At 37.8% G+C, this 12,798-nt stretch carries 14 protein-coding genes; 2 read left to right on the top strand and 12 right to left on the bottom strand.

Translation table 11 applies throughout. From position 1 onward, the window contains the following. Position 1 precedes the first annotated feature (1 nt). The 3 genes from ACFFHF_RS23345 to ACFFHF_RS23355 all read right to left on the bottom strand — a co-directional run bounded on the left by ACFFHF_RS23345 (position 2) and on the right by ACFFHF_RS23355 (position 1,854). Positions 2-1,141 (bottom strand): exonuclease SbcCD subunit D, encoded by a 1,140-nt coding sequence (locus ACFFHF_RS23345; protein WP_340903520.1) that lies wholly within the window; start codon positions 1,139-1,141, stop codon positions 2-4. A 149-nt stretch (positions 1,142-1,290) separates the two neighbouring features. Beyond that, complete coding sequence (locus ACFFHF_RS23350; RefSeq protein WP_160546036.1) at positions 1,291-1,491, bottom strand: cold shock domain-containing protein; 201 nt, start codon at positions 1,489-1,491, stop codon at positions 1,291-1,293. A gap of 219 nt (positions 1,492-1,710) precedes the next feature. Then, positions 1,711-1,854: a YvrJ family protein gene (locus ACFFHF_RS23355; RefSeq protein ID WP_340903521.1), complete on the bottom strand. Its 144-nt coding sequence runs from the start codon at positions 1,852-1,854 to the stop codon at positions 1,711-1,713. A 198-nt stretch (positions 1,855-2,052) separates the two neighbouring features. Here ACFFHF_RS23355 and ACFFHF_RS23360 point away from each other — a divergent pair, with 198 nt between their 5' ends. Further along, positions 2,053-2,304: a phage holin family protein gene (locus tag ACFFHF_RS23360; RefSeq protein WP_119708441.1), complete on the top strand. Its 252-nt coding sequence runs from the start codon at positions 2,053-2,055 to the stop codon at positions 2,302-2,304. A gap of 297 nt (positions 2,305-2,601) precedes the next feature. On the opposite strand, the gene ACFFHF_RS23365 is transcribed toward ACFFHF_RS23360, so the two are convergent. Beyond that, positions 2,602-3,261, bottom strand: a complete 660-nt coding sequence (locus ACFFHF_RS23365; protein WP_160546037.1) for a hypothetical protein — start codon at positions 3,259-3,261, stop codon at positions 2,602-2,604. A gap of 166 nt (positions 3,262-3,427) precedes the next feature. On the opposite strand from ACFFHF_RS23365, the gene ACFFHF_RS23370 reads away from it, so the two are divergent. Next, positions 3,428-5,092 (top strand): YrzE family protein, encoded by a 1,665-nt coding sequence (locus ACFFHF_RS23370; protein ID WP_160546038.1) that lies wholly within the window; start codon positions 3,428-3,430, stop codon positions 5,090-5,092. 42 nt (positions 5,093-5,134) lie between these two features. On the opposite strand, the gene pepF is transcribed toward ACFFHF_RS23370, so the two are convergent. The 8 genes from pepF to ACFFHF_RS23410 form a co-directional block, all read right to left on the bottom strand. Next, positions 5,135-6,922, bottom strand: a complete 1,788-nt coding sequence (gene pepF / locus ACFFHF_RS23375; protein WP_160546039.1) for an oligoendopeptidase F — start codon at positions 6,920-6,922, stop codon at positions 5,135-5,137. Between the two features lie 253 nt (positions 6,923-7,175). Continuing rightward, a complete protein-coding gene (locus ACFFHF_RS23380; RefSeq protein WP_160546040.1) occupies positions 7,176-7,370 on the bottom strand; it encodes an IDEAL domain-containing protein in 195 nt (64 codons plus the stop codon). 116 nt (positions 7,371-7,486) lie between these two features. Next, positions 7,487-8,137, bottom strand: a complete 651-nt coding sequence (locus tag ACFFHF_RS23385; RefSeq protein WP_160546041.1) for a PspA/IM30 family protein — start codon at positions 8,135-8,137, stop codon at positions 7,487-7,489. Between the two features lie 20 nt (positions 8,138-8,157). Continuing rightward, positions 8,158-8,544, bottom strand: a complete 387-nt coding sequence (locus ACFFHF_RS23390; RefSeq protein ID WP_160546042.1) for a hypothetical protein — start codon at positions 8,542-8,544, stop codon at positions 8,158-8,160. Between the two features lie 245 nt (positions 8,545-8,789). After that, the gene (locus ACFFHF_RS23395) at positions 8,790-9,665 is read right to left on the bottom strand and encodes a GNAT family N-acetyltransferase (protein WP_160546043.1); all 876 of its coding nucleotides are present in this window, start codon (positions 9,663-9,665) and stop codon (positions 8,790-8,792) included. A gap of 66 nt (positions 9,666-9,731) precedes the next feature. Beyond that, the gene (locus ACFFHF_RS23400; protein WP_160546044.1) at positions 9,732-11,246 is read right to left on the bottom strand and encodes a gluzincin family metallopeptidase; all 1,515 of its coding nucleotides are present in this window, start codon (positions 11,244-11,246) and stop codon (positions 9,732-9,734) included. 151 nt (positions 11,247-11,397) lie between these two features. Next, positions 11,398-12,009 (bottom strand): TetR/AcrR family transcriptional regulator, encoded by a 612-nt coding sequence (locus tag ACFFHF_RS23405; protein ID WP_160546045.1) that lies wholly within the window; start codon positions 12,007-12,009, stop codon positions 11,398-11,400. An 11-nt stretch (positions 12,010-12,020) separates the two neighbouring features. After that, on the bottom strand, positions 12,021-12,629 hold the full coding sequence (locus ACFFHF_RS23410) for a TetR/AcrR family transcriptional regulator (RefSeq protein WP_160546046.1): 609 nt from the start codon (positions 12,627-12,629) through the stop codon (positions 12,021-12,023). Positions 12,630-12,798 lie beyond the last annotated feature (169 nt).

Below are 12,798 nucleotides of genomic sequence, written 5' to 3' on the forward strand. Positions count from 1 at the left end.
TTTATAGTTCCTCCTTTAAGACACTCTCGATGACCCCTGTCATAATCCTTTTCTTTTCAGGCGAGAATTCTTCTGAAGTCATTTCTTTATAAAACTGTTCAAATAGATCAAGTTCCGATTTCCTTTCCTGACCGATCACATTGAGTAATTTCTTTTCCTTCATATCCTTTAACACGGTCTGTCTTTCTAAATGAAGGACATTTGGATAGACATGACGAAGCTTTCCGATCGGATCAAGTAATGCCCCTTCGTCTAGTAACGTAATACTCAAATAATCATCGACCTTTTGTTTTTCGTAAAAGCTCGTATCCAAAAGTTCATCTAAGTATCCAACGAGTTCACGCATGTCCTGTTTGGGTGTTAAGGAACGGTAACGAATGGTAAAATCACCTTTTTCATCCATCTCTACGATCTGAATGGATTTCTTCTGCTTCGCTTCTGAGAAGGAATATTTTAATAGAGATCCAGAATAGAAGATTTTATCATGTTTAATAGCATCAGGACTGTGCAAATGACCTAAGGCTGTATAATGGAAAGGAGTAAATAAATCCTGTGAGACACAACCGGATCCTCCTACAGATAAGGACCGTTCAGAATCCGATGACTCTCCTCCTAAGACGAAGGCATGTCCGACGAATACATTTGGTGTGTTCGGGTCTAACTGCTCTTCTATTTTTCCAATGATCCTCTTCATTGCTTCCTGATGACTATGAATGCTTTCCTCATTTAATAATTGGCGAATAATTCCAGGTTCTGAATAGGGGACACAGTAAAAGTTCACCCCATTTATTTGTACAGGTTGAAAGTTTGCTTCAGGTTTCCCTGTTAAGTATAATTGACTATTTCGATACCAGGAGGTTCCAAAGGATAAACGTTCGGCACTATCATGATTCCCGGCGATGGCCACGATGGGAATATTTAGACCTACATTCATTTCGAACAATACTTGGTCGAGCAGTTCAACCGCTTCAGTTGGTGGAACAGAACGATCGTATAGGTCTCCTGCAATGACAACCGCATCGGGCTGCTCCTCAGCAACCACTTGGATAAATTGGTTTAATACTTCTTTCTGGTCGTCCGTCATATATATACCGTGGACGAGCTTTCCTAAATGCCAGTCCGCTGTATGAATAAATTTCAAACCTTCCACCTCGTTTGTTTAGTGTATTTTTCTATTATAACAGAACGTGCATTCGTTTTTCTTTACATATTTTTGTAAGTTCATATTTTCAGCAAATAAAAAAGCAGTTTAACCGCAAGTGGTTAAAACTGCTTGAAAGGTTATAGGAATTATTTTTTTGTTACGTTAGCAGCTTGAGGTCCTCGTGCACCTTCTACTACTTCAAATGATACTTCTTGACCTTCTTCAAGTGTTTTGAAGCCTTCAGCTTGGATGGCAGAGTAATGAACGAATACGTCGTTACCGTCTTCAGCTTCGATAAAACCGAAACCTTTTTCAGCATTGAACCATTTTACTTTTCCGTTTTTCATCTCAAAATCCCCCTACTGGCTGTTGAAAGCCATGCCTTAAATTACCATTTACAACGTATAGCATTTGTAAACATTACGCATCCAAACGTGGAACAAAGTCGTACAAAAACTCTAACACGGTGCAGAACGGTTACCCTAAATTTAGCATCATCGCCTATTTCTGTCAATAAATTTTGACCTATATTGTCTATAAAATTTAGAAAGTTAGGAAAATTAACATTAAGTGATTTCGCGAATTCGGTCAGGTAGACTTTGGATGGATTGGACGACTGCGTCTAATTTTGCTTCTACCCGATGAAGCAAATATAAAGTTACTACAATCGGAAATCCGACATCACTAATGAACGCAATAAGCTGTTCCACTAGCCTCAGCTCCTTTCTTATTAAATATGAAGGTATGGGTGTTTTTTATCTCTAGTATCCTTCTACTCTCTATATATATTTTATGTAGTGATTTGGACAGGTTTTGAAATAATAATTTTTCATATGGAGGACATGAATGCAAACCAACACCGACAAGCCTTCATATCATGTTAGTAGCATGATTAGGAGGTGAGAATAATGGACTTAGCATCATTTTTAAATGAAAATTACTATATGCTAGTACCAGCTCTCTGGGTTCTTGGATTTGCACTTAAACGTACACCTAGCGTACCGAACTGGTCAATTATTTGGGTCTTATTAGGGTTTTCCCTTGTATTCGGAGTCATTGCTTGGGGTTTTTCCTACACAGGAGTAATTAACGCGATCATCGCAGCCGGAATTGCCGTACTCGGCCACCAAATGGTCAAACAAACAATCAAAAAAGGGTGACAAAAAAGGGTGTCAGACACCCTTCGTGGACAAATGTAGGATAAGTGTCTTTTTAGGGTGTCTGACACCGCTCGTGGACAGAATTGCCGCTTTTGTCCGTCTGGGGTGGACAGTGCTGCATTGATTTTTCTTTTTGGTTTTATTTTAAATATGTGAGGGTATATAAGGAATGGAATAACAAGATTTTATTCCCATCCACTCCCCCCTGGATGAGATATGGATAGGCTGCTTGATATGCGGAGGCAAAATCCTTTTCCAATGAAAAAAGCCACCCATTTAGGCGGCCCTTTTATGATATTAGAACGATACGAGAATCCATTCGTCCTGAACAAATACACTATATCCGGTGTAGTTCTCACCTTCCACACTAATCGTTTCCCCCGTGGATGCCGCTTTTCGTATATCGTCGGCAATAGGTCCCACTAGGTTAAACTCTCCTGTTTTTTCAAAAATGCTTACTAGTAATTCTACATTTGCCTTAGGAACTGCTTTAAGTCCTGTAGACATCTGAAATACAACTTCCCCATTCTTTACCATGGCAAAAACATCACTATTTGGGATGGCATAAAAACCTGCCCCTAATTCACTCGCTACATTTATATAAACAGAAAACTTTTCATCTGTAATTTTCTCATATGTTGATCCAAACAACTCGACTGAATCCGGAACCTGTGTTTCTTCCCCTTTGCTCACGACCTCCGTGGTTTCTGCAGCTGGTTCTGAAACAACCGCAACTACTTCGATCACCTCTTCTTCTTCGGAAGCAACTAAAAAAGCCGACTCGTTATCCATTGTTTTTCCTAGGGAGACCTCTGCTCTTTTTGGAACATCATGGCTTACATTTGGTGATGATTCCTGATCGCCTGTAACATTTGCACCAACACCTAAAAAACGTGAAAAACTAACAACAATTACAACGAAGAGCAGCGAAATAACGGTCAATACTTTCTTTTTCAAATGACTCCCCCCTAAAAATAACTCCATAACTATTAGACGATTTCGAAGATAAAAAGTTTCAGATTTTGGTAAAAATATTACAAGCCTATTACAATTTTTAAAAACTTGAAACAAAAAAACCTTTCACACCCGTAAAACATACATAATCACCGAAAGGAGTTGGCCAATGGGGAACATTCTTATATTTGCACTGCTTGCAGGAATTATTTCGAGCATTCTACTTATCCCTTTTTCTAAAATGACAAAAGAAACGAAAGTAACAGGTATTGCGTTGGCATTTACAACGATTCTTGTTTTGATGGTGTTCGGATTCTTTTATCTCACAAAACTGGATCAAAACTTCAGTACTCTTTGGACTTTAATCCTTTTGGCATCAATTGGAGGAACGATCGCTTCGAAAGGAATGGAGCGAAAGTTGAAAGGAATTATCTCTCTCGGAGCACTTGGTATTGGAATTTATTTTTTATCTGTCTTTGTTTTCAATGCCGATGAGAAGTATGAGCTTTCCAAAATGGACGAAAAGGTAGAGATCCCGGCCTTTGATGAAAGTGTGACTCCAGCTAGTGTTCCGCCCCAATTTGCTAGGAATAAAATGAGAAAGGCTTTTGGACAGGTTCCCAATACAAGTTACTATGAACTCGGAAATTTACAAATACAGAAAGTAAATGGACAATTTGTCTACATTGCTCCTGTTGAGTTCTCAGGCTTTTTCAAGTGGTTTAAGGGCGAGGAAACACCTGGTTATTTTACATTAAGTGCAACAGATTCCTCGGCGAATCCTAAATTTGTACAATCAGGCATGAAGTACACTCCATCTTCCTATTTTCAGAAGAATCTAGAACGTCATATTCGTCTTAACTATCCAAAAAATATTTTCTACGGTGATGTGCAGCTTGAAATTGATGATAAAGGTAAGCCTTATTATATTCGAACATACGGTAGTTTTGTTTCGGCACGAAACGGTTTTAAAGCGGAAGGAATTGTACTTGTCGATCCCTCCTCTGGAAAAACAGAAGCCTTTGATCTAGAATCCGCACCAGAGTTTCTTGATGGGTCTGTCTCACCTGAAGCGGTGAGTTTACAAAATAGTTATTACGGCAATTTTGTACATGGGTTTTGGAATAGCTTGTTTGGAAAATCAGATGTGAAGTTGCCTTCCGATGAAGGCACAGAGGCCAATGTAAGCCCCATTTTTGATGAGAATGGTGTGATGTATTACTTTACTGATTTTACGAGTCCGAAAGAAGGAGTAGATTCAATGCTGGGATACTCCTTAACAAATGCTCGTACCGGCAAAGCAACCTTTTATACAGGAAATTTAGAAGAATCATATATGGATTCTCGAGGAGCACTTGAAATAATCGATAAAAAATTCATCGAGAAAAAATGGGATGGAGAAATGCCTGTTCTTTACAATTTCTATGGAGAAGCAAGCTGGCTCACTCCCGTTCTTGATTCCAATGGTTTCTTTCAAAATTATTTTATCGTTTCGGCAGCAAACCCTGAAATATCATCCTATGCAGAAACGCCTAACGAAGCGTTAAAAAAATACAAGGTCGCCCTACAGCGGGAAGGTAGTACACTAGATGGAAGCTCAAAGGCTGAGGAAGTGGAAACGAGCGGCGAAGTCCTTCGAGTTTACAAGGAGCGAATCGGAGATTATACGGTTGTATCTTTCTTTCTTAACAATCAACAGAATTATACGGTTTCATCAGAAAATAATCCTCTAGCGATATACTTAGAGCGTGGAGACAAAGTATCTATCACGTATTTGGATTCGGGCGAGGACTTCCTCCCAGTGAAAAAGTTAACCATTGATAATATTGAATAAATATTCAAGGACGAACCGACTTGGTTCGTCCTTTTAGATAAACTATAAGCTAGCAAATTCGTCAACAAGCTCAGAAAACTTTTTCATCGCTGATTCGATTGGTTCACTATTTGTAAGATCCACACCCGTTTTCTTTAGAAGCTCAAGTGGATAATCAGAGCTACCGCTTTGTAAAAATTGCAAATACGACTCAAGGATCTTTTCATCGCCAGACAAAAGGTTCGAGGCAATATGGATGGCGGATGCGTAGCCAGTCGCATATTTGTATACGTAAAACGGACGATAAAAATGAGGAATTCGTGACCAGCCATATTTTACTTCCTCGTCAAAAATAAGCTCTTCTCCGTTGTATTCTCGGAATAGTTGTTCATAGGTGGAGTTAAAAACATCAACGGTTAATGGAGTTCCCTGTTCCGCCATTTCATGTGTCTTTTTCTCAAATTCTGCAAACATGACCTGTGTGAAAAATGTACCTTTAAATTGATCAATAAAGTGATTTAACAAATGCTTACGAATATCAGGCTTTGTTTCGTGTTCCAGTAAATAATTGATTAAAAGTACTTCGTTTACAGTGGAAGCTACTTCGGCTACGAAAATACTGTATCTTGCTGAAATTTGCGGTTGATGCTCTGCACTTAATTTACTATGAACACCATGCCCGCATTCATGGACGAGTGTAAACATGCTATCCAAATCATCTTGATGGTTTAATAAAATATACGGGTGGACCCCATAAATTCCAAGATTATAAGCACCAGACCGCTTCCCTTTTGTCTCCCGAACGTCAATATATCGGGAATCCTTGAATAATTTTAATGTTTCAATATAATCACTTCCAAGTGGAGCAAGTGCTTTTAGCATCGTTTCATACGCCTCTTCGTAAGTGATGTCCATTTTCACACCACTTACGATTGGAACGCTCATGTCATAGGCTCGAAGTTCATCGAGGTTTAACTTTTCCCTCCGCATTTGATTATAACGATGCATCGGTGCAATATGTTGTTTTGTTGACATAATTAAATTATCGTATACTTCTTTTGGAACATTATCTCCAAACAATGATTTTTCAAGTGCAGAAGGATAATTACGAAGCTTCGACATCGTCACATTGTTTTTTATTGAATTGGATAAAGTGGAAGCTATTGTGTTTTTTAGCTGAATATAAGGTTCATAGTAAGCTTTATATGCTTCTTTTCTTTTCTCACGGTTCTCATCTTCAATCAATTTTGAATATAATCCACGAGTGAGTTCGACCTTTGTGCCGTCTTCCTGTGTCACTTCTCCAAACTTTATATCCGCATTGTTTATCATTCCATAGATGGTACTTGGCGCAGAAAAAGCCTCCCCAAGCTGGGAAATGAGCTCTTCTTTTTCCTTCGATAGAACATGAGGCTTGTAACGAAATGATTCATATAAATCCTCTTCAAAGTAACTCAAGCCCTTTTCTTCCGAAATAAAGGCTTTTAACTCCTTTTCTTCCAAACTCAATAGATATGGCATAAAAAATGACGTAGAGGAACTTACTTTAATACCTAAGCTCTTCATTCGTTCAAGATAGCTTTGAGACTCAGTGACACGCGTGTCCTCATCCACCTTCAGCATACTGTATGCGTATAAATGATTGAATTTGTAGGAGAGCTCTTCCTTTTTCTTTAAAAATTGAAAAAGGCTGGCTCCATCTTGGATCTTGCCATCAAAAGCTTTTAAATCACTCGTCATTTCTTCGACTTGCTTATAATCGTTCTCCCATAATGCTAAATCGGAATAAATATCATCTAAATTCCATTTTTCTTGAGTTGGTACTTGCTCTCGAGACGTATAGGTAGTCATAGGCGAAGACAACTCCTTAAGTATGTAATATTTTCTATTTATATCCATTATACGCCAATACAAATCGAAAATCGTATAAAAAGGCTGTTCTCGTAAAGATCGTTGTTCAGGAAAAATCCCAAATGCCTGATTTTTCCCCGAATAACGCTGGGTATATTGGTCTATTTGGAGAGTAGCTCTTTTCTAATGTTTTAGAAAAGAGCCTATAAAAAACAAAAACCACACAATTGTGTGGTCGTCGATTAATTTTTGCTTACATTAAATTTTTTAATTCGTCTGTTAGTCGGAAAAACTCATCTTTATTTCTCGTGGCTAAGGAATCATCAATTTCCTGTCTTAACTTATCTTTTCGATAATCAAGTAGTGCTTGACGGATGACCATATCTGCGGCTGACGACAATTGTTCTTCAGTTGGTTGTTGTGGTGAATTTAGCAAATACTTTTCCATTGGAAATCACTCCTTAACCTTTTTTCTATAATAACATTTGTTTTCTGAAAATTCAATAATTAAATAATTTATTTTTTTGGAATACTTTTTGTTAAGGAGTGATCAAAGTGTTCGTATTAGTTGTTCTTAATCTTCTCTAATTCTTTTTGGACCTGTTCTTCAAGCTCATAATCATATACTTTATTTAAGTCAACGGACGGTTGAAACAGTTCTCTAGCCTTTGATTTTGCTTCAAGAGCAAGGATTTTCTCCTCAGCACGTTCAAATCCCTTCACGGCACTGCCAGGAGTAAAAGTCGCAAATGATTGTTCAATAGATTCAGTCACTTTTGCCACATGAGCTCTTGAAATTAGAAGCTGTTGCTTATTTTTTAATTCCTTATATTTATTCTTATAATCTTCCATTTGGTGAAACAGTTTCTTCGTTTGTTGCGAAAGAGCCTCAAGCTGTGAAGCATATACTTGTTGCTTCTTTTCAAGTTCAATTTTATCTAAGATTAATTGTTTCGCTGTTTCTTCGTCACCCTTTTTAACAGCTATTTCTGCTTGTCCCACTCTTTTTTCAATTAATGCTCTTGTTTCATTTAATTGAGCTTCCTGTTTCTTCTCGAAAAATACTTGTTTGGCTAAAGCTTGTTCCCCTTTATCAATATCCTGTTCCATTTCACGTAGATGCTGCTTAAGCATCACAATTGGATCTTCCATTCTATCGAGTACATCATGTAAGTCTGCTGTTGCAATTGTTTTTAAACGTTTAAATAATCCCATTTGATCGTTCCTCCTCAGATTCATTCCATTATGGTTCTTTTTCTACTTTTTGTTACTAAAATTAAAGCTAATCCAATAATCGCCACTGCAAATAACATGGGTAATAAGGAAATGATGGAAAAAGCGAACAATAGTAAACCTGATAGCTTTACTAAATTCAGTTTTTTCGTTTTACTCCAAAGGAGCCAACCGATGAACGCAGTAACCATTTTAATGATTGTAAGTATCGTTGACATACTAAGTGCCATTAAAAACGGTAGTGGATTATAATTTACATTCCAGTTACTTACATCTGGCAAAGATTGTACCCATTGTGTTGTTCCGTTTAGATAGGGAGCTGCATAGACTCCTAAACTAAAAGCAACTGCAAGTAAAAGGAAGAAAAGCAGCCACTTTAACTTTTTCAATCAACTACACCTCCTCTCCCTATTAACCGGATTCGCAGCCTCTTTTTATGAGTTATTCATTGGAGGGGGAATTCCAAGGGTTCTCTTCTGGCTGAGGCTGCTATATCCTGGGCTTGTTAATATCATATCGAGGAGATATGTCAAAACTATTAACGATCCTTTACGAAATGTAGGAAAAGGGAGGAACAATTCATTAATGATCATAAAAAAACCTTACTCATTTCGCAGAGTAAGGTCGCGGATAGTTAGATTAAGATTTGTTTCATATAAACAAGATGAACAATGGGTTCAAATCCCATCTCTTGTAATACTCCATGAGTAGTGGAACTGCTTAATTTCGGTAGGTTAGGTACATAATGACGAATCTGGTCACTGGTAGTATGTAAAGCTTCTGCTAACAGAGCCTGAATGATTTCTTTTTGATCGTTTCTACTTCGATCTGCTTCACATTGATACAAGGTGGTACTGGTATGCATTCCTTCCTCTGATAAAATCTTACGGAAGTAGGCATAACCAATGGCATTTCCAAAGGCATCTTCAGCAATCAATGCTTCCCCATCCATGACGCTTTGCCAGTGAGTTTGCCAAGGGTTTTTTCCTTGATAGAACGATAGATTGCTGACTTCTTCAAGTGAAACTCTCTTCATTAGAAAAATGTTTGATGAGACGACTGGAATTTGACCTTCTTTTTTTTCTAAGCATTCGAGGTGGTCAATAATGTCGTACCCAAGAGATTGATAGAGAGCTATGGCTCCCTTATTATCGCTAATAGCCTCTAGCGTCGACACTTTCACGTTTTTTTCTTCAAGAATATCTAATGTGGCTTCTAGCATTCTTCTACCGATGCCTTTGCCTCGATAATCCTTGTCGACTGCTGTTCCTCCATTCCAGCCGATTAATTCCCCTTGAAACTCGCGGATTCCATTTACAATTAATCCGACTGGTTTATCATTCCAGTAGGCAACAACGGATATTTCATCAGATAGTCCCTCGGAAGCCATTCTAGCCATAAACTTTTCGGTGGTCATCGTCATATCAAAGAAATATCCCTTAAAGCCAATATTCCATGCCTCTACTGCTTCTGATATCGCACAATCTTTTAATCTTTTGATTTTAAGCATTGGTATCTCTCCTTAAAAGAGGGTATGCCAGAAAGTTGTAAACACTTTGGCACACCCTTCTATTATTTACAGCTGATACACTCCACTATATTTTTCTTCAAGATATTCGACTAAATAAGCGGCATTTAGTTGCTCGCCTGTCACAGAAACAATCAACTCATTTGGAGTATACAAGCTTCCGTGTTGATGAATCTTTTCCTTTAACCAACTCATGATTGGCTGTAAATGACCATTTTCTAAGTATTGGTCAAATTCCGGAAGTTCTTTTTTCATCGTTTTTAAAAGCTGTGCGGCATACAGATTTCCTAACGAATACGACGGGAAGTAACCGAATCCACCGAATGACCAGTGAACATCCTGAAGAACACCTAGCGTATCTGTTGGAGGGACAATTCCTAGAAACTCTTCCATTTTCTTATTCCAAACAGTTGGGAGTTCACTTACCTCTAGTTTTCCTTCAAATAATTCCTTCTCAATTTCATACCGAAGCATAATGTGAAGATTATACGTAAGTTCATCTGCTTCCACACGAATAAATGAAGGATGAACGGTATTGATTGCCTCGTAAAATTCTTGTAATTCAACGTTATGAAGCTGAGTAGGGAAAAATTCCTTTAGCTTTGGCAAAAAGTACTGCCAAAAGGCTTCGCTTCGTCCCACCATATTTTCTAAAAAGCGAGATTGTGATTCATGAATCCCAAATGAAGTACCCGAGCATAAGACCGTTCCCTCAAAGCTAGAGCTAATTTGTTGCTCGTAAATCCCATGACCCGCCTCGTGGATCGTACCGAACAAGGCAGAGAGTACATTGTCTTCTAGATAGCGAGTCGTAATTCGAACATCTCCAGTGTTTACTGTTTGGGCGAATGGATGCACCGTTTCATCGAGTCTTCCAGCGTCTAGATCAAAGCCTAGTTGTGGAAGCATGTAACGGTTAAACTCTTTTTGCTTCTCTATGGCAAATGGCTGTTTCACGATTTCAACAGGTGTCTTATGTGAGGCAGCTTTAATTTTATTTAACAGTGCTATGCTCTTTTCTCTTAAGCTAGCAAATAGTGGATCAAGTGCTTCTACCGTTAAGCCCGGCTCAAATTCGTCAAGTAATGCGTCATACGGATGCTTCTCGTACCCGTAATATTCAACGAATTTCTTCTTAATTTCAACGATTTTTTCTAAATAAGGGAGAAACAGTCTGTAGTTATTTTTTTCTCGTGCCTCTTCCCATGCATCATTAGCATCGCTGCACAAGACGGAATATTCCTTATATAGATCAGAAGGAATACTCTTAGAACGGTTGTAAAAGTGTTTTCGCAAACGGATTTTTGCTTTCGTTATGGTATCAAAATTCTCATTGCTTTCTGACAACTGATCTAAAAGCTCTCCCATTTCCTGTGAGATCATAAGATCGAATATTTCCGTTTGCAGTGACCCGTATGCTTTTGAGAACTGGGCTCTGCCCTTTTTAGGTGCGATCACTTTTTGATCCCATGAAAGGAGACCAGAGATACTTTCTAAGTGTGAAATTTTTTCGTCCAATGCTTGGAATCTTTCAAGAGCCGTATGAAGAACCGATTGAGTCATAGCCGAACACCCCTTTAATGATTTTTAACCGACTAATCGGTTTATTTTCATTATATGGAACATTCTGAATATTATCAAGTGTAATTAAACGGTCAATTTTCGAGAAAAAACGCGCAATCTTATAGAGTGGTTATTTAAGATACCAACAAGTCTATTTAGTGATCTTTTTTAGGAAAGACTGCTTCTGGTCCATTAAGATTGATTGGTATGGAAGCTCAGGAAATAGAATTCGTTGCATATTTGCCGCATCAATAAATGACCAAAACATATGTGTATATATATCAACATGGATATTTAACTTTAGCTCTCCCGACTCTTTCCCTTCTTGTAAAATTCTTTTCACTAATTCGAATTTCATATTTTTATGTAATTCATCTAAGGTGGTCATCATGTCAGGATTTCTAGAAGCGGACAATTGAAAATCAAGCTGTACAAAAAATGCTTCCTTTTGCTCTTCACACATAGGCTCTAGCTGATAATAATGATCAAACAAATAGGCTATTTTTTCAAGATTTGAAGGAAGGGTCTTAATATGTGATTCGATCGGATCAATTTCTCGAGTGACAATCCCCTTCATAAGCTCTAGGTATATTTCTTCTTTGCTTTTAAAATAGTTGTAAATCGCTCCTCTTGAAAGGCCTGAGTGTTGAACAAGCTGATCCATTGACGTGATATGATAGCCCTTTTTCGCAAAACAATGCTGTGCACTCAATAAAATATGATTTCTTCTTTGTCTCTTATGTTCTTCAGATACGATTGGCATAGTACCCTCCCTTATTCCGACTTTAATTCATCTAAATACATCTCTTTTAATTCTCTTAACACATCATAATAAGGAAAATCATCATATACCGCATGAAGATTGACTCCATCGATGATCGTCCAAAATCTTTCAGCATAAAGTTGGGATGGAATATTTGATTTGAATTCACCCAGCTGTTGTCCTTCTTGAATGATGTCATTTACTAAGGTAACTAATTTTCTTTTTCTTTCATGTAACTGTTGAAGAAGATCAGGATCCCTTGTACTGTGAAGATTAAATTCGTAGAAAACAACAATATATTCTAACCGATTGCGATCAATGGGGTTTGCCGACAAATAAGCGTTAAATAGATAATCCATTTTACTGCTTGCTGTTCGATGTTTGGCAAAGTGTTTATGGTATTGAGCAAAGTTTTTATCTGTTGCACGTGTTAGGAGGTCTAAATAGATTTCCTCCTTACTTGAAAAGTAATTGTAGATAGCTCCTTTGCTCATACCACAATGGGCCACAATATCATCCATTGTCGCCGTTTGAAAGCCTTTTTTCGCAAAGCACTCAAACGCACTGTCTAAAATTTGTTCTTTTTTCTCCTCTTTGTACTCCTCGGAAACGATTGGCATAAGCTCCTCCTTTGTTTTTTTGTTGTGATTGAATGGTGGATCGCAGATAAATTTTAATAATCGCAAGTAAATTCTGAAAATAGCAAATAAAAATTTTTAATCGCAAATAAATTGTTTGAAACGCAAGTATTTCCCGATAATCGCAAATAAGTTCTGATTATCGCAAAAA

Origin of the sequence: Robertmurraya beringensis, assembly GCF_042433785.1 — a bacterium.
GTDB lineage: Bacteria > Bacillota > Bacilli > Bacillales > Cytobacillaceae > Robertmurraya_A > Robertmurraya_A beringensis.